This window comes from Formosa sediminum, assembly GCF_007197735.1.
Classification (GTDB): domain Bacteria; phylum Bacteroidota; class Bacteroidia; order Flavobacteriales; family Flavobacteriaceae; genus Formosa; species Formosa sediminum.
Map to the genome: position 1 here is coordinate 2680916 of NZ_CP041637.1, position 19822 is coordinate 2700737.

Consider the following 19822-nt stretch of genomic DNA (forward strand, 5'->3'; position numbering starts at 1 on the left):
CTTCAGAATAAAATATCTATATGTAGTTCGCTACGTTCGCCTTCTATTCCTGGTGTAAATTCTGTAGATACTTCTGTGCCTTTAATCGTGTTTCCATCGGGATCCTGAAAAATAAAGTTTAGGGTCCATTCTCCTGTCATGGTATAATTTACAACACCATAATATAAACTATCGCTTGCTTGCGTTAAGTCTTGATTGTTGGGTGAAGAATGATTCCCCATTGAGGGTTCTGGCATTCTTGGGTCTAACAATAAGGTGTGATTTTTAACAATAGAATAGGAGTATTGCGTTAAGTCCGGAAATGTTCCTGCTTCTTGTTCTGGTTTGTTGTATTTATAAATACCTGCAACCAATTCGTTTTCTGCTACACTTGGACTTTGGGGTGCGACTAAGGCAATAAAATATTGTTCGTCGTCATTACCAGTAAAAGCAGTCATATTAAGATTCATGTTTGTTTGCTCTTCAATTGTAATGGGTTGATTAATAGCGTACGATTGAGAACTGTCTTGAAAATCTATATATAACTGCCAATTTACTGTGGTATCACTTTCGCTAGTAAAAACAGCATAACCTGAGTAATATTTTTCTGTTGCATTATACTCTAAAGTATATTGATGCGGACACGAGGTTTTATTACCATTGGCATCTGTTAGTATAGGTAAAAAGGTAACTTCAGAATCTTCTAAAACCGCACTGGTTTGGGTATCGGTAATTTTTAGATGAATTTCATTGTATCCTTTATATAGTGTACCATTTAAGGCTTCAATACGTATGGTGTAACCGTCACTAGTCGTAGACGTTACTTCTTCATATTCAATATATTCTGTGGTGTCTGTGCTTAATTCCGCATCATAATCTGTTTTTTCAACAGTACAAGACGTAGCCACACAAATAACACCTAGCGCCATTACAATATGTTGTAAAAGTTTCATAGGTTATGCTGTTTAATTATAAACGTTTATAAAGCGGTAAACGAGGCCATACAATTCTTCTTTAAAAAATAATAAGAATGCACAATAGTTTTTATGCCATACCAATAGGCAAGGTTTACCGTTTACGAGATGTGAGTAGAACGCACGCTTAACACAGGAGCCTAATTTGGAACGATTTTGTAATAGCAGCTCTGATACATAATACATTTAAATTTTAAAAATAAATGTATAATCAGTGACTACTAAACATATATATTTAGTCCAATGTTTAGCCTAGAGTTTTGGTGTTTCTGAAGATGTTAATAATTAAACGAGTGGTGGGTGAAATACAAAATCCATATATTGGAACTTGTAAATATTATGATAAGAAGTATCTATGTTTGAATTTTGTTCTTGTGGAATAAATAATGCAAAGTTGAATTTTGAATCTTGAAAAAAGACTAAAGAATTTTCGAAAGTTATAGAGCTACTTTTGTCATTATTTCCTTTTTCTGTATCTGAAGCTTTGGCTAATTGATCTTTTAGATGACAGGTTCCGTTACATTGTAATTCCGGTTCATCTTTATTAACACAGAGTTCATTTACAATATAATCGTAAAATGCAGCATATTCCACTAAAGGGATTAGTGGTTTTACCATTAGAAATAGCGCTAAAAATATACTTGCAGTTTTCACGCCCCAAATTTCAACATTTTTTTTAAAGTTTCCTAGTCTTATATCGTCTATAAAAGTTAATGTTTTAATTACAATTTAAAAATAATTTGAATTTTATTTATTTTAGATTCTGATTGTTAATAGGTTAAAGTCATTGGTGTTAAGTACTGGTTATAATGATAATAAAAGACTATTTAATCTTTTTTAAGCTATGAATTTAGATTGTTTAACCCATTCCATTCTTTATTTTTTAGGAATCTATTATTTTAATCTTCGTGCATGTAGTAACCTGTTGACTTCTTTATATTCTTTAGAACGATCTGCCAATTTATATATCAAGACTAAGGGAATTAAGGTTACTAATCCTATAGTATGCGCAAAAACACTATAGATAACCACTCCAATCATAATGCCTATTAAAAAGGTGTTTATAGTGGTATATGATTTTAATGCTTTGGCTTTATCTAACAATTCTTGGTCTGATAAATTATGAAGTGCTTTCTCTTTCAATAAAGTAATGTTAGGTTTTAAGAATGTTTAATCGCGTTTAAATTTTGCATCTATAACTTTATGATCTTCATTATAAAAAGTGACATCAATTTTTATCTTCCATGAGTTATCAGACAGTTTTTCACCACTTATAGTGCCTACCGGATCTACATCTTTAGCTTCATCATATTCAAAATAGCAAAAACATGACTTTGTGTATACAGCATCGATAGTTAATAATTCATCATCGGTATAAGAAAAACGTTCTAACTCAGGATCTATTTCAAAGCGTATCCATTCTGTAAATCCAGCATCGTAAGTAGCTAAATCTTCTCCGGCATCATATCTATACTTAAAAACTAGTTTTTCTCCGGGTTGTACTTCGCCATATTTAATATAGGTTTCTGTATCGTATGAGACCACGGTTAGTTCACTATTTTCAGTAAAAATATAGTCATATGTTGGTCCATAGCCATCATCGTCATTGTTACAGGCAACTAAAAATAAACTGAATATTGCAATAAAGTAATAATTTTTCATGTTTTTATCGTTTAAAGATTAGAATTGAATTTAAACAAATTGGTTTACTCTGTTTTTATTAATTTATATGTATATTGTCCGATATTGTTTTTAAATGCAGTGAAAACTAATGAATCTTCTGTTTTTGTATACTTATAGCTACCGTTTAAAATGAGGTTCCAATCAAAGTTTGCAGTCCAAAAATTTTCATCGTTATACTCTAAAATCGTTGAATTACTGCTAAAACTACCACTTCCACCTGCAGGAAAATAATTTTCATTTCCGCTAGATCTATAAGTGTTATCTGTATTTAATTGTAAAGTTACGGGGTTAGAATAAATTGTACTGTCGTTATATATTACGGTAAACTCACCCTCGTAATTTCCGTAAAGGAGGTCATTATTAGGTGTGTTATCGTCTCTTTCGCATGCAAAACTTAGACATAAGAAGACACAGCATAGAAACGGATATAAATGTTTCATCATTGCTTTTTATTTATAGATGGCAATGCATGAGAAAGGTTGCGTTATAAACGTAATTAATTTTGTTAATGCGTTAAAATATAGAAAGTTTAGTTTGAGTAGTAAAGGCTTCTAAAAAAGCCATGCCTTTAAACGAATTTCCATTTTTATTTAGTTTTGGGCTCCAAACCGCAATAGTATATTGGTCTGGATGTACAGCAACAATACCGCCGCCAACACCACTTTTTCCGGGTAAGCCAACTTCAAAAGCAAATTCTCCAGATTCATCGTAAAATCCACACGTTTGCATTAAGGCATTTATACGTTTAGATTGACGTTCGGTAAGAATTTCTTCTTTACTATAGGTACAACAGCCATTATTTGATAAGAATAAAAAGAGTTCAGACAGTTCTTTACAGTTCATCTCTAGCGAACATAAATTAAAATAAAAATCTAATACCTCGTCAGGTTCATTATTAATATTTCCTAAAGACTTAATAAAATTACATAAGGCAATATTTCTGTAGCCTACTTTTTTCTCTGATTCTGCAATTTTACTACAATAGTTAATATTTGGATTATTAGAAATGCGTTTTACAAATTCTAAAAAGTCTTGTTTAGGATGCTTTAATTCAGATACTAATATGTCTGAAATCACTAAGGCACCAGCGTTTATAAAGGGATTTCTCGGAATACCGTTTTCAACCTCTAATTGTAATAGTGAATTAAATGCATTCCCAGACGGTTCTACATCAACACGTTCCCAGATTTTTTTACCTAATAATTTATAGGCTAGTACAAGTGATAAAACTTTAGCAATACTCTGAATTGAGAATTTTTCAAGTGCATTTCCCATACCAAATCCTTGCTGATCCATCGTGGTAATATGTACTCCAAACTTTTCAGGATCAATATTTGCCAATTCTGGAATATAAGCTGCTAAATGGCCTTCGTTTTCTATGTCTTTAATCTGATTGTAGCAGTCTGTGATAATGTCTTTAAAATTCACGGTTGTTTATGGTATTGAGTAAATCGCGTATAAAAATATACGAATGTAATACTTTGAAACGGAATTTTATTTAAATCATAGAATTAGCAATTAACTTTTAGTATTGTATTAGTACGTGCAAAGGTGTTTATTATAGGTCATTAAATACTAAATAAGAGGTATACATAAGGTAAAAACACAATAAGATAAAAGCCTCCCAACGGTCTATTTTTTTTCTTTTTCCCGTAAACATCGCAAGCATTAGAAAGCAAGACCCGCCAATTAATATATATACATCTTGATTAAAAAGTGGCTTATAATTTATTGGGTGTATAAATGCACTAATTGAAAGTATAAGTAAAATATTAAAAATATTAGAGCCTATAACATTTCCGATTGCGATATCGCTATTTTTTTTCAGTGCAGCAACTACTGAAGTCACTAATTCTGGTAAAGACGTCCCTGCAGCAACTATAGTTAAACCTATTATTTTTTCGCTTACGCCTAAATGTTCTGCAATATGTATACTGTGGTCTACTACTAATTTTCCGCCAAGAATTAAACCTGTAATACCAATACTTATTAAAAACCAAATGGTTGTATTAGATTTGATTTTTACTGCTGTAACTTGGGTCTGGTCTTGTTTAAGCTGATTAAAAATGTAATAGATAAAGATTACAAAACACCCTAATAGAATACAACCGTCTAATCTTGAAATACTAAAATTTTCGTTTATAAAAGCATTATTAGCAAGTATTAAGAGTAAGATAGCACTACATAAGGCAATAGGTATTTCCCGCCAAGCTGTAGAAGATTGCACTGTAATGGGATATATTAATCCTACAATACCAAGAATAATAAATAAGTTAAAATTATTACTACCAATAATATTTCCGAATACAATATCTGAATAGCCATTATAAGATGCCACAGCGTTTACAACCAATTCTGGAGCAGAAGTTCCAAAGGCTACTATAGTTAGTCCGATAACTAAATCTGAAATGTGTTTCTTTTTAGCTAAGGCAGAAGCCCCAGTAACAAGCCAATTTGCACCTAAAATTAAGCTTGTAAACCCTAGAATAATTACTAGTATTGAACTTATCATATCGCGCAGCATATAAGTTGTTTCTACACTGTAATGTTACTCTATTTTTAGATATGTATTTAAAAAAAGTAGTAAATTTTTTTCTATTTCACCCTAAAAAAGAAACTAATGTTTAAGTGTGTAAATGTTTGTATAGCAGTCGTTACAATCGCCAGTTAAAATGAGAGTATCATTGGAGATTTTAATAATTTGTTTATACCCATTATTTTGAATGCGCATTTCTCGCGTGTTGTTAAACAGCACATATGTTTGAGACCTAATAGTGTATGCCGTTTTAAACTCTAAGGCTTAGTTTTTATAACTTTTTAAAGTGTCTGCTAAGATAATAAGCATTCTTTGTTCTCCTGTATTTTCAGGCGTAATTGTACTGCCCATGACACCTCCAGATGTACTTTGCCATTACCAATTTCCTGTTATTTCTGAAGTAAAATTACTCTCGTCAGACTCCGAACAATTGTAAAAAAATAACGTAAATAGAAGCTTGATTTAATTGGATTACTTATTTTTATGTCTCACTATTTTAATACAAAATCTTGAGTTTTTGCTGGTCTTCAACTTTAAATGTTCCAGAATTAAACAAAGTATTGTTGGTTTCGTGGTTGTTTTTTTCTCCCCAAAGTACTGCTACATGTGCTACCGGATTATTGGTAAAAGTATTGTTGTTTAGCTGTACATTTATAATACCTTTAGTATTTATTAAAATTCCGCTGTTAGTTGTAGCACCAGAATTTGTAAAGTTGCTGTGTGTTACACTTAACACACCACCAATGGTAGACTCGTCGTAACCACCACGATAAACGTTTATTACATTATCGCGTACATTATCAAACTGGCAGTGCTCTATAGTGAGGAATTCTACATTATAATCTCCTTTGTCTTCTGCGGTTAAAACAAAACCGTTGTTAGAATCTTTTAAAGTTGAATTTTTAAAAGAAATTGTATCAGCAAAAGTAGCTTTATAGGCTTTTAATATGTAATTAAAATCAGTTAGTGTAATACATTGTATGCCGATGCCATATGTTCTTGTAAAGGTGAGAAGGCCCTATTATTACTGTTACCTTGTATATTAATATGTTGCATGTAAAGTTTCCCTTTTGGATGCAGGTTAAAAGCAGCTGTATTTGCAGCTCCGGTATATAACAGTTGTACTTTAGCAGTCGTATGTTCAGCCCGAAGTATTATGGTTTTATCAATATGTAACGGTGAAGTAAGGGTAATAGTGTCTCCAGATTTTACTGTTTTTAAAGTTTCTGCTAATGCTCGAGCAGTATGTGCAGATAGCGTGTTAGGTTGTGCCGTTTTTGGTTGTGTCGTATTTGTAGTGTTGGATCTTTGGCACAAGTGCAGGGCAGGAGCCTAGCACTTATAAAAATCATTGCTTTTTTCATGTATTAGTTTTGTTTGTTTGTAAGGTAACATTCAGCCGTTATGGTGTTTATTGTGCCTGGTTAGGTTATGGCAGAAAAACAAGTTAAATGAAGGCTGTTTGCCGTATTGAAAAATTTACTAGACTTTAAAAGTAATAAAAAAAGCGTAAGACAAGTATGACTTACGCTTTATAGTATGTATTAAAAATAAGGCTTATTTAGTATAAGCACCAGAAGAATAGGTTAATTCGTAACTGTGTGTGTAAATTTCGAAAACAATTCCAAAAGGATCTTCTACATAACACATTTTATAAGGTTTTTCACCCGGATAATATGCTCTAATAGGCATACGTTGTTTTCCGCCGTAAGCCACTATTTTATCAATTAAGGTTTCAATATTTGGATCCTGAATACTAAAATGAAATAACCCTGTGTTAAACGGACTAAATTCTGGAGCTTCTTTAACGCCGTGAGGAAATGAGAAAATTTCTACACCGACGCCGTCTGAAGTGGATAAGTGTGCAATTTCAAACTCTTCCCAATCGTCTCCAAATACATCAATACACATAATACCTATGGCTGTCTCTTTTTCTTTTTTAATCTTAGATGGTTCCATGATGGTATACCAACCCATAACTTCTGTATAAAATTTTACAGCCTTATTAATATCTGGAACTGTAATTCCAATATGGGAAAATGATTTTGGGTAATCTGTTTTTTCTGACATAATATCTTATTTAGATTTCAAATTTACGCTATATTTGCCAACTAGACAATAACTTACCAAAAAGGTTTATAGTTACCAAAATGAGTAAATTGTTGATTATTAATAATATAAAATATAATTTTTTGATTAAAGAAATTAACTGTCCGTTAAATTATACTATGAATTTAATAGGAACGAAATGGAAACCCTTAATATTATTTCATTTATTAGAAGGTGATTTGCGTTCTGGCATTTTACAAAAGCACATTGAAGGGATTTCTAATAAAATGTTTACGCAAACCGTGAGAGAGTTAGAAAAAGATGGTTTAATTTCTAGAACTGTTTATCCTGTTGTACCTCCAAAAGTAGAATATGGTTTAACGCCAAGAGGAAAATCTTTAGAAGTAATATTAAAACACCTTGATGCTTGGGGTGCAAATGATGCTAAATTGCATAAGGTTTAGGTTGTAAGTTCGCTATATTCACATTAAAAATATAGCAACATAATACACACCTGTTAATATAAAAACGATACCCGCAGTTTTACGCATGATGTTCTCTATTTTAGTGATTTTGTTATAAAATAGTCCTAATTTTCCCGCTGTAAATGCCAAGAGATAGGTAAATATTATAACAGGTAATCCTGTGCCTAAAGCAAACACAATGGGTAAAAATAATCCGTCTGAAGAAGTCATAGTCATAGGTATAAGTATACCAAAAAATAAAGCTCCGCTATAAGGGCAAAAGGCTAAAGCAAAGACTAGACCAATTAGAAAAGCACCCCAAATGCCTTTATCTTTAAATTTAATAGAGAGTTGTTCCTGAACACTAGATTTTCCTAAAAAATTAAGTTTAATAATGTTTAACATAATTAATCCGATAACGATTAATAGCGGCCCTAAATATTTTTCGCCATTTTGATTGAAAAATCTTGCGATATGGAATTTACTGGCTCCAAAGTATAAGATTAATCCAATTGTAGTATAACTAAATCCTCTTCCTAAAGAATATGAGAGTCCGCTTATAAACACCTTTTTTTTACTAGCAATATTTTTAGATATAAAAGCAGTAGCGGTAATGTTAGTTGCTAGAGGACACGGACTAATGGCTGTCATTAGTCCGAGTATAAATGCCGATACTATAGGAATATTGTATTGCGAAATTAATGTTTGAAGTGCATCCATTTACAATGTTTTTAGTGCAGATGCTATTTTAGCTTGCAATCCTTTAGAAAATGCGGCTTGGTTTGTACCATTCATAAATGCAAAATCTGTTAAATCTATTGTTTGTTCTTCACCGTTTTTTATAACATTTAGCATTAATGCTGTGCCTGCTGCTTCAAATTTTTCAGCTATTTTTTCATTGGCTTTATCGTCTACATTTATTACCTGAAAGGTAATTGTATTATTGTTTAGTTCGGTAATAAAATAAGTGTTTAAGGTATATTCTGTATTAGCTTCAATAGCTTTACAGGTCATACACCTGTGTGTAGAGTGGAAATCTAATACTTCTATTTTAGAGCCCTCTTGGTTTACAATCTCATTTGAAGTTTTGGTTTGTCCATTACAACTCGATAATGTATATATAATGGCTAATACGGCTAAAAATTTAATAGTTTTCATAATGAATAGATGTTAATTATTTACAAGTAGTTATGTTTTTATTTAAGATGTCTGTTTTTGTATAATTATGCTTTTCTAGAGGCAACCATTTAAAATAGGTAAGTTCTGTAACTGTAAAATTAGTTTCAGGATCTGAGGTCAGTAAATAATCTGCAAATTGATCTTCTAAAGATTTAAGTTTATCTAGATCGCAGGCCGATAATGTACCTTTAATCGCTTGTGCTCCTAATAAATCTATTTCCGGTGGTTTTACATCTGGCTTTAATTGAATTTTTACAGTTTTATGTTGATCTATGCTTTGCATAATGTAAAAACCATCTTTAAGCGAATCGTCTACATAAAAAGTATTATATTGGTAACGGGCTCCTGTAAGATAAATAGCTGCATCTGTAAGGCAAGGTGAACTTTTACTAACAATTCTGGTGTTGGTTCTATCTAATATTCCGTTCGGATAAAGAACATGCAGACCTACTTTAATACCTAAAAACCCTTGAACAAGTCCGTCACATAAATGGCCGTGAAATCGCTCTACATCTTTTAAATTGATAGTCTGTTTTAGCGTTAATCTGCCTTTAGAGAAATCGGTATCTATAACTGTAATTTCTGGATTTGTTGATTGATTTAGAGTTTCCTTTATCTTTGTTTCACAGCTCCCCAGTAAAAGCACAGTTAGTATGGCGAAAATTGTTTTCATAGCACCATATTAAATAAGAACCCCGAAAAAATAATGGCTAAAGTAACCACTCCAAAAAATATAGCAATAAGCTTTAAAGACATTACTTTTTTTAGTAATGTAGCTTCAGGTAATGATAAGCCAACAGTTCCCATCATAAATGCAATTGCTGTTCCTAGAGGGACACCTTTTGCTACAAAAACCTGAATTATAGGGACCACCCCCGCAGCATTTGCATACATGGGTACCGCCAAAATAACAGCCAAAGGAACCGTCCACCACTGTCCGCCACCTAAAAATGAATTAAAAAAGTTTTCAGGCACATAGCCGTGTATTACACCACCTATAGCAACTCCAATAACAATATAAATAAGTACGCCTTTTATAATGTCCCATGCACTTTGGGTAATCTCAGGAAGACGTTGTTTAAAAGTTCTTTTTTCTGCTTTAAAGTCTGAGTTTTGAGTTTTATTTTCAATAATGTTTTTAACCCAATCAGAGAGCAATGGTGATAAATTAAATTTTCCTAATACCCAACCTCCAATTGTACCTAAGATAATACCAGAACCGGCATAAATTAAAGTTGCTTTAACTCCAAACATACTTAAAAACATAGCTAGTGCAACTTCGTTTACTAATGGCGAAGTAATTAAAAACGAAAATGTAACCCCTAACGGAATACCACCTTGCACAAAACCTATAAATAAAGGTACCGAAGAGCATGAGCAAAAAGGGGTAATAGCCCCAAAGATGGAAGACAATAGGTATTCTAAACCGTATAATTTATTCTTGTTTAGGTAATTTTTTAAACGTTCAATAGGGAAATAAGTATTAATAATTCCCATAAAAAACACAATAATAAACAGTAGAATAAGTATTTTAATTGTATCGTAAACAAAGAAGTTTAAAGCTGTTCCTAAGTGTGTATCTGCTCCAATTCCGAATGTGGAGTAAATCAACCAATCTGCGAAATGTTGCAACCAATCAAACATGTTACACTTTTTTTATAGTTCCAGTAATTGTACAAGATAATTTTACTGTATTGTAGATTGTTCCATGTTTTTCGATATTTTTTTGGAGTAAATCTAGATTTAGTTTTTTATCTGTACTGTATATTTTTAAATCGTAATGAATATGATCCAGTCTTGGAGGATTTTCTAGACGTTTTGTGTGAACATCTACAGTAGCTTTTGTATAAGAAAATTTCATCATTTTAGAAAAACGTTCTACATTTTTAAGCATACAAGCAGAAAATGCACCCAAGAATAATTCAGCTGGATTAGGTAAAATGTTTGCTGTTCCAGCTGTTGTACCAAAATTTATATTAGCCTCTTTAATTTGAAGCTCAGCATCTTGGTTCGCTCTTGAATTTGCACTAATTTGATACTCCATCATTTTTTATTTTAACAGTGCAATAACCTCATTTTTAGAAGGTACTCTCCCTTTAATAGTTATAACTTCATTTATTACTAATGCAGGGGTACTCATAACATTGTATCTTATAATGTCCTCAATATTTTCAATTTTTTCAACTGTGGCATCAATGTGTTGTTCTGCTATAACATCTTTTACAATACCTGTCATTGCTTGACATTTTGGACAACCGGTTCCTAGAATTTTAATTACATGACTCATAATATTTAAGTTTGTTTATCGCCAATAAACGATAAGATTATTAAAAAAATATCAATCAAAAAAGTCTTGAAATAATGACTTAGCACGTTTCCAATTGTCTTGATTAATACAGTATTTTATTTTTGGAGGTTTTAATTCACCTTGAATTAATCCCGCATTTTTTAATTCTTTTAAATGTTGAGAAATAGTAGATTGAGCTAAAGGGAATACTTCTACTAAGTCTCCTGTAAAACAACACGACTGTGTATCTAAGTGTTTTAAAATGGCAATACGTGTTGGGTGTGCTAATGCTTTTGCAAACGTTGCTAGAGCTTCGGTATCTTCTTTGTATTCTATATGTTCTAAACTTCTTTTCATAACTTATATCGCAAATATACGATTGGATTTTGAGTTAATTTGTGACTTATGTCACATAACTAATTTTTTATAAAAATAATTAATATTATTGGATAGACCTAGATGCATAGTTTTTAACATTTTAAGTATATGAGTTTATTATGCGTTTGTTTTTTAAGTATTTATGTTTTTTTTAATTTTAAATAATTTGAAAATTTAAATATTAATCGTAATATTACAATGAATATGAGAATGGTGTTTTTACTAGGTAATTGCACCTAAATTTATATTTCTAATCTTAATTTTAAAATCTTTATAAGGGTTTTAAAAAAAGACTTTATTAAATACAAATACTTTAATATCATGAATAAAGAACAAGAGTTAAAAGACATTGTTAAGGCTCGTTACACTAAAATTGCAGAACAGGGTAAAGCTGAAAATGCATCGTCGTGTTGTGGTGCCACACCCACAACAAATAAAGTGTATAATATTATGATGGACGATTATTCTGAAACGCAAGGTTACGTTGAAGATGCCGATTTAGGTTTAGGTTGTGGTTTACCTACCCAATTCGCTAAAATTAAAGCAGGTGATACTGTAATTGACTTAGGATCTGGTGCAGGAAATGATTGTTTTGTAGCACGTCATGAAACAGGTGCAGAAGGTAAAGTTATAGGTATAGATTTTACGCCTATAATGATTAAAAAGGCCAGATTGAATGCAGAAAAATTAGGATATAATAACGTCGAGTTTAGAGCAGGCGACATAGACGATATGCCTGTAAATAATGATGTTGCAGATGTTATAGTTAGTAATTGTGTTTTAAATTTGGTTCCAAACAAACAGAAAGTTATTAGTGAAATTTATAGAGTATTAAAACCAGGGGGGCATTTTAGTATTTCTGATGTTGTATTAAAAGGGCATTTACCTAAATCTTTACAAGAAGATGCAGAGATGTATGCTGGTTGTGTCGCAGGTGCCATACAGCGTACAGATTATTTACAATTTATCACTAATCAAGGATTTAAAAACATACAAATACAAAAGGAGAAACCTATTATAATCCCTAATGATATTTTAAGTAAATATTTATCTGTTGATGAAGTAAGTGCTTTTAATAATGGTGGTGCAGGTATTTTTAGTATTACAGTTTATGCTGAAAAACCTGGAACTCTGGAAGACCAAAACCCTGTTACGTTTTCCGAGGCACAAACATCGTGTTGTTCGCCATCTTCTGGATGTTGTTAATTTTTTAAAATATACACAAGCCACTAAACTTAGATAATGTTTAGTGGCTTTTTATTTTGAATAATATATTAGAGGTTATAGCCTTTTTTATCTAGCTCCAAAGCCTTCTTATAAAAAGCTCTAAAGACTATAGGATTGTATTTTGCTCGCATAGCCGATAGTACATCATGTAGCCCTAAACTACACCAATCCCATAACATTGTATCAAAATTATAAGCATACATTTGTGTTTCAACTTCTTGTCTGATGGCTTCAATTTCTTCTTTAAGAAAACCTTTATCAGTGAGTCTTTTTAAAGTGTTTTTTTCGTTTTCTGGGGTAAATTCTGTATCTAAATAAGGTTCTAAAATCCAATCCCAATTCCAACGGTGTGGTATTAATTTAATATTATAACGTGTAGCAAATAATTTTAATTTGTCTTTATATTCAGAAGAAATAAATACAATATCATCTGCAATTTCTAAAGTACACATTCCAAAATCAATACTTATAGCATCTATGTCTTTAGGTAAAAAGCGCTTGTTAGGAAAAGCAATCGAAGGCTCAAACGGATAGTTTGTAATAATAATATCTAGCTCATTAATTTCAGCATAACCAACCCCACAAAGTAACGATAATCCGTTACTATTTTTGGTGGTATGAAAATCGTCTAAAATTGATTTTTTAGATTTGGTCTTAAATATGTGTTTAAAAACATTTAAAAATTTCAATCGTGTTGTTTTTATTTTAAAACAGCTTGTATGGGTTCTAGTTTTCCATCGACTTCACTTGGAACCTTAAGATCTAAAATTTCACACATTAATGGATAAATATGAATGTTTTGTATAGAAGGTATCACAAAACCTGATTTAAAAGCCGGTCCGTTTGCATAAAAAATACCATGCATATCTTTTTCAATAGGATTGTAACCATGTACACCTACAGCAGAAATTCCTGCTTTTTTCATATCCGAAATGCGTTGTGATTTTCCGAAATAATATCCAAAATCAGGTATTATTTGTACTTTTCCCCAATCTTCATTTTTGGGTGTATATTCAAATCCAGGTGTCTCCGCTGTTTTATATACCTTAAAATGATCTTGTTTTGGAGTTAAATATGCCATTATTTCATCTACAGAAACTCCTGCGTTAGGATGTATATCTAACATGGCACCATTGTCTATAAGAGTGTACAAGTTGGTGTTTGTAACCGACTCTGTTGGTATGTAATGGTTAGGTGTAACTGCAGTCATGCCGTGGTCTGATACAATAATAATATTAACATCTAAACCTGTGGCAGCGACACCATCAAATAAACGGCCTAAATTGTCGTCTAATTTTAAAAGTTTATCTCTTAATTTATCATGTGCATTGGGACTGTAACGGTGTCCTACATCATCCATATCAGAGAAATACATGGTAATTATATGTGGCCTTTTTTGTTCTGGAAGTTTTAGCCAATTTAAAGCTTCGGTTACGCGAGTTTCATTTTTAATTTTACTATCGTAAATGTGATAATAAGTTGGTTTTACGCCTTGTATATTAGCTTCTGATCCTACAAAAAAATAACTTGCAGAAACCATATTATTTTTGTCGGCATTCACCCATATGGGTGTCCCTCCATAGAATGTGCCATCTTCTACCAATGCTCGATCTCTAATGTTATAAGTAACTTCTTTTTTATAGCTATAAAATGAGTTTCCGATTAACCCATGATGATCTGGATACATTCCAGTAGCTATAGTATAATGGTTTGGAAAAGTTTTAGACGGAAATGCAGGAATAAGAGATTCTGCTTTTACACCATGTTCTATAAATTTTGTGAGATGTGGCGGTTTATATAAATCGACATAATCCCAACGAAATCCATCAAGCGAAACTAAAATTACATATGGTTTTTTTTGAGAGGCCTTAGAGTTTGTGGTTATTGTCTCGCTTCCTAAAGTTTTACTGGATGTACAGGAGTAAAAACTAAAAATCATTAAAACTAAAAGTAGGAGGGAGCAGATTTTTTTATTCATCGGTGATAATATAAATGTATATTTTATGGCTTCTATATAGTGATGTATACAAATCTACAGATATTTTTAGTTATTGGTTTTTAAGAAGACTTAAAATTTTGATAAGGATTAATTTATTTAGGTGTATTAAGTTTAAGAGTTATCCATTTTACTACTATTAATCCCAAAGCACCTCCAACAGCAGAAACAATACAATTAGTTATAAATCGTAAATTATGAAAATTACCATGATCCATAATAGACCACGGATCGAATCCTAGGCGTCCAAAAGACTTGACTAAAAAGATGCTTGCAAATACACCAATTAGTGTGTTTCCTGTAAAACCAAATGAAAATTTAGGTTTAAAATAGCCCATTAAATTAGCCGAAATAATGCCTACAAATATGCTAATTAATGAAATTAAAGTCCCTGTCATTACGCTGTAAATTCACCATTAATGTTCGCCGTAACCTACATCATCCATTTTACCACTAAATACTTTATATTGAATAAACATATACGCAGCTACTAAAACCACAGCAATAGCAAACCAATATATTCCAATGTTTAATCCATATTCATGAGCTGCAACATTATACAAAGTTAAATCAGGATTGATGTTGTTTGTTGATGGTAAAACTTTTGGAAAAATAGAAGCCACTGTAGACGTTAATCCGCCTAATAGAAATAAAGACGAAAATAAAAACCCGATACCATGTTTTTTAAATGACTTGACTTTAAAAGTACCAAATAAACCAGTAAGCATTATTAAAGGAAAAATCCATAGCATAGGTGTTTTTATAAAATTATGAAACGGATTAGGCTCAATAATATGCCAAATGGTTACAGAAATAATGACTAAAGCTACCAGAGCAATATTCAAATTAAAGACTACTGTTTTAAGTTTTTCGTTTAAATCGGAGTTGGTTTTATAGATAATCCAATTCGCACCATGAATGGTTAATGCAACCACACTAATAATTCCTAATAATAAAGTAAACCAATCTATAACACCGAGTTCTTCGGAATGCGGACTAAAACTAGGGTTCCATAGGGGCAGAAAGAAATAATGTGCTTCGTGAGTCGAAACTCCGTCTACAACACCACCTAAATTTACACCACGGACCACATTTCCTAATGCCACGCCAAAAAATAATGCTAATAATAAACTAGAAATCCCGAAAGCTTTATCCCATACTGCTTCCCACATTTTATTGTGTACTTGGCCTCTTAACTCTAAACCAATGGCTCTAAAAATAAGCAACCATAAAATCATCATTAATGGTAAATAAAAGCCGCTAAAGGAAGAGGCATATAGCGTAGGAAATGCAAAAAATAAAACACCTCCAGAAGCGATAAGCCACACTTCATTAGCATCCCAAAACGGACCAATAGCATTAGTGATGGCTTTTTTGTCTTGTTCAGTTTTCGAAAAAAATAAGTGCACTATACCAGCTCCAAAATCGTAACCATCTAAAATTACATATACGGCCAACATTGTCATTAATACGATATACCAAAATAATTCCATAATTTAAGCGTGTTTTTCTAGTTCTGGTCCTTTATTAATTATTTTTCCGGCTAACATTAAAAATAATAAACCGAGGAGTAAATATAATCCAATAAAACCAAGTAATGTAAATAACGTATTTCCTGAAGATACAGTTGGAGAAGCACCTTCTGAAGTACGTAACAAGTTATACACTAACCAAGGTTGTCTACCAAGTTCTGCAGTATACCAACCTGTAGTATTTGCGATATATGGAAAGGGTAACATAAATACAATGGCCCATAAAATCCACTTTGTGGTATATAATTTTTTTCTGAATAATTGTAGGGTAGCCAAAAGCATTAAACCTATAAAAATGGTTCCTAAGCCAACCATAATGTGATAAGCATAATATAATCCTGGAATATTTGTTGGATACACATCAGGATCAAACTGATCTAACCCCTTAATTTCGGCATTCCAATCTTGATAAGTTAGGAAGCTTAATATATTTGGAACAGCAATTTTATTATCTAATTTTTTTTCGCGTATGTTAGGTTGCCCTATTAGTACAATTTCAGAACCGCCATCTTCAGTATGAAATATCCCTTCCATTGCTGCAAAGGTTACAGGCTGATGTTTAACTACATTTTTAGCTGCTAAATCTCCCGTAGGAAAAGCGACTAATAGACTAGAAATTAAACCGAAAATAACTCCAGTTTTTACAAAAAGTTTACCAAATTCATGGTGTTTATTATTTAAGATATAAAATGCTCCTATGGCGGCAACAACAAAGGATGATGTTACCATTGATGCTGCTTGATTGTGTAAGTAAGAGGGTAATAACCAAGGATTAGAAAAGAGTGCTCCAAAATTATTTAATACAAATTTTCCGTTTTCTAACACCTCATAGCCAACAGGATATTGCATCCAAGAATGTGTGGCTATAATTAAATATCCGCTTGCCCATGAACCTAAAAATACTAAAAAACCTGTAAGGAAATGTAGTTTATGTCCTAGTAGTTTTTCTCCGAATAAAAAGAGTCCTAAAAATGAAGATTCTAAAAAGAAAGAAAACATACCTTCCATAGCTAAAGTCTGACCTATTATACCTCCAGTAAGTTCTGAAAATTTGGCCCAATTGGTTCCAAATTGAAACTCCATAGGAATACCCGTAACCACACCCATAGCAAAATTAAGTGCAAAAATTTTCATCCAAAATTTTGCAGCATCATTATATTTATCAATATGTGTTCTAAGGAATTTCCATTTAAAATAGACAATCAATAAAGACAGTCCCATGGTTAATTGCGGAAAAAGGTAGTGGAATGTAATAGTAAATGCGAATTGCATTCTATCATAAAAGAGCATGTCTTCCATATTCTGAGTTTTAGACTATAAAAATACAAAGCAACAATTAATTAAGAGGTAACTTTTATTACAATATGTATATTCTTTTGCAATTATTTGTCACAGTGTGATTTGCATATTAAATTGCATGTGTTTTATAAGTTTGTAGACTTTAAATTTAAAGTTTCGTTCCAACAAAACGGATAACTTTTGCCTCTCCTTGATGAAATTCACCTTCGGATAACGTAATTTTTGTCTCTTTTAATATTGAAAATTCTAGGTTAGGGAATTCTGATTTAACTTCTTCTAAGGAAAATAACATAGCATTGTCTTTTGGTCCGCCAGAGTTATAATTTAATTGTCTTTTAGCAAAGCATTCAAAAATCATAGTTCCGCCAGGTTTTAGTAAATTTATAAGATGTAAATGAGCTTGTTTTCGTATGGATATAGGAAAATGCGTGTAACATAATCCAATAACATCAAACAGATTTGTATTATTATATTCAAGAATTCCTGTTACTTCATACTCAATAGAAACCTTATGTCTTTCAGCTAATAACTCTGCTTTGCGCTTTGCTTGTTCACTAATATCAAATGCTGAAACCTTCCAACCTTGTAAAGTAGCATACACAGCATTTCGTCCTTCGCCTTCAGCAGGAAGCAGTAATGTTCCTGGTTTTAAGCAGTCTAATTGTGTTTTAAAAAAAGCATTAGGATTTGTACCATATGCAAAAGTATCTTGACCATAACGGTCGTTCCAAAAGTCTAGAGGTGTTTGCTTCATAATAAATTAGATGAATCGTCTTGTTTTACGCTTGTAAGCGGCGTATTCTGGGAACTTTTTTATTAATAATTGCTCTTCGTATTTAGATTTAAAGTAAAATAAAACGAGTAATAGAAAAGCTAACAGTAATTTAAATAGCGAGGTGGTATATAGCCCATAACCTATTGTTATTGCTAATATTCCAGTATAAATAGGATGTCTAGACATCTTAAAAGCACCGTTTGTATGCAATGTTGTATTTAGTTTTGGCGTAGGGAAAGGCGATAATTTTGTGTTTATTTGTAATAATGCAATACCGCTTAAACTAAACCCTAAAAGCATTAATAATATACTAAAATAATATAGCCCATTAATTAAATTAAACCGTATTAAGTTAATAGGAAGTATATAAATGAATAGTAGTATAAGCTGAAGGCCGACAAATAGATAATCTTTAAGTAATTTTTGTTCTGAGTTCACTGTCTCGTTTTTACTATTTATTAAAAGTCACACTCCAAATACCTCTAACTTCATTTTCTGTATAGCCTATAGCTTTATCGTTAGGATATAATTGTTTTATTTTGTGTAAGGTATTTGCTTTTAAAGTTTCATTAGGTTTACCATGACATTGTAAACACATGGTATTGGTAGTTATTGGGTAATAAAATTTTACTTGATTTTCTTGAGTTATAATTATAGGTTCCGATTGTACATTATTTGTGTTTAATGTTTTAAATATTTTAATGTATTCCAGTTCTTCTGGGCTTACCATATTACTCTTATTGCGTGGTTTATCTGTAACTCGTTTTATAGATGCATTATGTTTTGCAGCCATGCTATCTGTTAACGGATAAGCTTTTTCGTTACAAAAGGATAACGCCTCCAATAATCCTTGTTTTTCAATAGCTTCTATTAGATTTTTACCGAGTACATTTTGTGTGGTTGAAACGTAATTTAAACCCCGAGCTTTAGGTGTTAAGGTTTGATTATTGCGATAGGATTGTTGCTTTTGCTTCATGCCCATACCTGGTTGTAAGCCTTGTCTGTTTTGTTGCTGATAGTGGTCTTCAAACCATTCTGGCTGTTCAATATCAAAACGGTACATATAATCTGCAATTTGTGTAATGGTTTCTTCAGGATATACTAGTTTAGGCATTACTCCATAACGTTGTACGGCACCATACATAAGGGCTTTATCTTTACTAGGTTGATTTGTCCAAGTAAGCATCGCCTGTATAAAATCTTCTTTAGTGGTATTATTGGTTATATATCTTCTTTTAATGGCAACCATTGGTGGACCATTTCTATTGTATTCATCTGCTGTTGGACTGTGGCAGACGTAACAGTTGGTTTCCATTAATTTTTTTCCAGGATGCTCTGATTGCGATAGGTTTGAACTTGCTAATTCTGTTGTGTTTTTCTTTTTAGAAAAATTACAACCTACTAAAAGCATCGCTAGTAACAGTACTGTAAAACTGTTTTTCATCTTAAAGAGAATTTAGATGA

General features: G+C 31.8%; 28 protein-coding genes. 3 read left to right on the forward strand and 25 right to left on the reverse strand.

Annotation, left to right across the window (positions count from 1 at the left end):
- Nucleotides 1-2 precede the first annotated feature (2 nt).
- The 7 genes from FNB79_RS11585 to FNB79_RS11615 all read right to left on the reverse strand — a co-directional run bounded on the left by FNB79_RS11585 (nt 3) and on the right by FNB79_RS11615 (nt 5148).
- Nucleotides 3-932: a hypothetical protein gene (locus FNB79_RS11585; RefSeq protein WP_143381463.1), complete on the reverse strand. Its 930-nt coding sequence runs from the start codon at nt 930-932 to the stop codon at nt 3-5.
- A gap of 306 nt (nt 933-1238) precedes the next feature.
- Nucleotides 1239-1571: a hypothetical protein gene (locus FNB79_RS11590; protein WP_143381464.1), complete on the reverse strand. Its 333-nt coding sequence runs from the start codon at nt 1569-1571 to the stop codon at nt 1239-1241.
- Between the two features lie 276 nt (nt 1572-1847).
- Entirely contained in the window at nt 1848-2096 is a 249-nt protein-coding gene (locus tag FNB79_RS11595) for an FUSC family protein (RefSeq protein WP_143381465.1), read from the reverse strand.
- Nucleotides 2097-2123: 27 nt separating this feature from the next.
- Entirely contained in the window at nt 2124-2615 is a 492-nt protein-coding gene (locus FNB79_RS11600; protein ID WP_143381466.1) for a hypothetical protein, read from the reverse strand.
- A 44-nt stretch (nt 2616-2659) separates the two neighbouring features.
- Nucleotides 2660-3079, reverse strand: coding sequence for a hypothetical protein (locus FNB79_RS17240; protein ID WP_185967766.1), 420 nt, complete (start codon nt 3077-3079; stop codon nt 2660-2662).
- A gap of 70 nt (nt 3080-3149) precedes the next feature.
- Nucleotides 3150-4064, reverse strand: a complete 915-nt coding sequence (locus tag FNB79_RS11610) for a glutaminase (protein WP_143381467.1) — start codon at nt 4062-4064, stop codon at nt 3150-3152.
- A 130-nt stretch (nt 4065-4194) separates the two neighbouring features.
- Nucleotides 4195-5148, reverse strand: coding sequence for a calcium/sodium antiporter (locus FNB79_RS11615; RefSeq protein ID WP_143381468.1), 954 nt, complete (start codon nt 5146-5148; stop codon nt 4195-4197).
- Between the two features lie 310 nt (nt 5149-5458).
- Between FNB79_RS11615 and FNB79_RS17245 the strand changes: the two genes are divergently transcribed.
- Nucleotides 5459-5608, forward strand: a complete 150-nt coding sequence (locus FNB79_RS17245; RefSeq protein ID WP_185967767.1) for a hypothetical protein — start codon at nt 5459-5461, stop codon at nt 5606-5608.
- A 60-nt stretch (nt 5609-5668) separates the two neighbouring features.
- Here the strand turns inward: FNB79_RS17245 and FNB79_RS11620 are convergent, their stop codons facing one another.
- The 3 genes from FNB79_RS11620 to FNB79_RS11630 all read right to left on the reverse strand — a co-directional run bounded on the left by FNB79_RS11620 (nt 5669) and on the right by FNB79_RS11630 (nt 7242).
- Nucleotides 5669-5908 carry a hypothetical protein gene (locus FNB79_RS11620; RefSeq protein ID WP_143381469.1) on the reverse strand — a complete coding sequence of 80 codons (240 nt, stop codon included), beginning with the start codon at nt 5906-5908 and terminating at the stop codon, nt 5669-5671.
- Nucleotides 5909-6135: 227 nt separating this feature from the next.
- The gene (locus FNB79_RS11625; protein ID WP_143381470.1) at nt 6136-6489 is read right to left on the reverse strand and encodes a hypothetical protein; all 354 of its coding nucleotides are present in this window, start codon (nt 6487-6489) and stop codon (nt 6136-6138) included.
- Between the two features lie 240 nt (nt 6490-6729).
- Entirely contained in the window at nt 6730-7242 is a 513-nt protein-coding gene (locus FNB79_RS11630; protein ID WP_143381471.1) for a VOC family protein, read from the reverse strand.
- Nucleotides 7243-7322: 80 nt separating this feature from the next.
- Between FNB79_RS11630 and FNB79_RS11635 the strand changes: the two genes are divergently transcribed.
- Nucleotides 7323-7685 (forward strand): winged helix-turn-helix transcriptional regulator, encoded by a 363-nt coding sequence (locus tag FNB79_RS11635; RefSeq protein WP_143381472.1) that lies wholly within the window; start codon nt 7323-7325, stop codon nt 7683-7685.
- An 18-nt stretch (nt 7686-7703) separates the two neighbouring features.
- Here FNB79_RS11635 and FNB79_RS11640 read toward each other — a convergent pair whose 3' ends face one another.
- Genes FNB79_RS11640 through FNB79_RS11670 form a run of 7 tightly spaced genes read right to left on the reverse strand, consistent with a single transcriptional unit; the run spans nt 7704 to nt 11508 of the window.
- Entirely contained in the window at nt 7704-8405 is a 702-nt protein-coding gene (locus tag FNB79_RS11640; protein WP_143381473.1) for an aromatic aminobenezylarsenical efflux permease ArsG family transporter, read from the reverse strand.
- Nucleotides 8406-8843: a nitrophenyl compound nitroreductase subunit ArsF family protein gene (locus tag FNB79_RS11645; protein WP_143381474.1), complete on the reverse strand. Its 438-nt coding sequence runs from the start codon at nt 8841-8843 to the stop codon at nt 8406-8408.
- Between the two features lie 16 nt (nt 8844-8859).
- Nucleotides 8860-9537, reverse strand: coding sequence for a formylmethanofuran dehydrogenase subunit E family protein (locus FNB79_RS11650; protein ID WP_143381475.1), 678 nt, complete (start codon nt 9535-9537; stop codon nt 8860-8862).
- A complete protein-coding gene (locus FNB79_RS11655; RefSeq protein WP_143381476.1) occupies nt 9534-10508 on the reverse strand; it encodes a permease in 975 nt (324 codons plus the stop codon). Before FNB79_RS11655 ends, FNB79_RS11650 begins: the two co-directional genes overlap by 4 nt.
- A 1-nt stretch (nt 10509) precedes the next feature.
- Nucleotides 10510-10911: an OsmC family protein gene (locus tag FNB79_RS11660; RefSeq protein ID WP_246073270.1), complete on the reverse strand. Its 402-nt coding sequence runs from the start codon at nt 10909-10911 to the stop codon at nt 10510-10512.
- A 3-nt stretch (nt 10912-10914) separates the two neighbouring features.
- Nucleotides 10915-11151, reverse strand: a complete 237-nt coding sequence (locus tag FNB79_RS11665) for a thioredoxin family protein (RefSeq protein WP_143381477.1) — start codon at nt 11149-11151, stop codon at nt 10915-10917.
- A 51-nt stretch (nt 11152-11202) separates the two neighbouring features.
- Complete coding sequence (locus FNB79_RS11670) at nt 11203-11508, reverse strand: ArsR/SmtB family transcription factor (protein ID WP_143381478.1); 306 nt, start codon at nt 11506-11508, stop codon at nt 11203-11205.
- A 342-nt stretch (nt 11509-11850) separates the two neighbouring features.
- Here FNB79_RS11670 and FNB79_RS11675 point away from each other — a divergent pair, with 342 nt between their 5' ends.
- Nucleotides 11851-12735 carry an arsenite methyltransferase gene (locus FNB79_RS11675; RefSeq protein WP_143381479.1) on the forward strand — a complete coding sequence of 295 codons (885 nt, stop codon included), beginning with the start codon at nt 11851-11853 and terminating at the stop codon, nt 12733-12735.
- A 68-nt stretch (nt 12736-12803) separates the two neighbouring features.
- On the opposite strand, the gene FNB79_RS11680 is transcribed toward FNB79_RS11675, so the two are convergent.
- The 8 genes from FNB79_RS11680 to FNB79_RS11715 all read right to left on the reverse strand — a co-directional run bounded on the left by FNB79_RS11680 (nt 12804) and on the right by FNB79_RS11715 (nt 19802).
- On the reverse strand, nt 12804-13445 hold the full coding sequence (locus FNB79_RS11680; RefSeq protein ID WP_143381480.1) for a DUF5320 domain-containing protein: 642 nt from the start codon (nt 13443-13445) through the stop codon (nt 12804-12806).
- A gap of 11 nt (nt 13446-13456) precedes the next feature.
- Nucleotides 13457-14734: an alkaline phosphatase family protein gene (locus tag FNB79_RS11685; RefSeq protein WP_143381481.1), complete on the reverse strand. Its 1278-nt coding sequence runs from the start codon at nt 14732-14734 to the stop codon at nt 13457-13459.
- Between the two features lie 113 nt (nt 14735-14847).
- Nucleotides 14848-15150, reverse strand: a complete 303-nt coding sequence (locus tag FNB79_RS11690; protein WP_143381482.1) for a hypothetical protein — start codon at nt 15148-15150, stop codon at nt 14848-14850.
- 18 nt (nt 15151-15168) lie between these two features.
- Nucleotides 15169-16245 carry a cytochrome d ubiquinol oxidase subunit II gene (cydB, locus tag FNB79_RS11695; RefSeq protein WP_143381483.1) on the reverse strand — a complete coding sequence of 359 codons (1077 nt, stop codon included), beginning with the start codon at nt 16243-16245 and terminating at the stop codon, nt 15169-15171.
- 3 nt (nt 16246-16248) lie between these two features.
- On the reverse strand, nt 16249-17583 hold the full coding sequence (locus FNB79_RS11700) for a cytochrome ubiquinol oxidase subunit I (RefSeq protein WP_143381484.1): 1335 nt from the start codon (nt 17581-17583) through the stop codon (nt 16249-16251).
- Between the two features lie 148 nt (nt 17584-17731).
- The gene (locus FNB79_RS11705) at nt 17732-18337 is read right to left on the reverse strand and encodes a class I SAM-dependent methyltransferase (protein WP_143381485.1); all 606 of its coding nucleotides are present in this window, start codon (nt 18335-18337) and stop codon (nt 17732-17734) included.
- Between the two features lie 6 nt (nt 18338-18343).
- Nucleotides 18344-18796 (reverse strand): methyltransferase family protein, encoded by a 453-nt coding sequence (locus FNB79_RS11710; RefSeq protein WP_143381486.1) that lies wholly within the window; start codon nt 18794-18796, stop codon nt 18344-18346.
- Between the two features lie 13 nt (nt 18797-18809).
- Nucleotides 18810-19802 (reverse strand): c-type heme family protein, encoded by a 993-nt coding sequence (locus tag FNB79_RS11715; RefSeq protein WP_143381487.1) that lies wholly within the window; start codon nt 19800-19802, stop codon nt 18810-18812.
- Nucleotides 19803-19822: the final 20 nt, after the last annotated feature.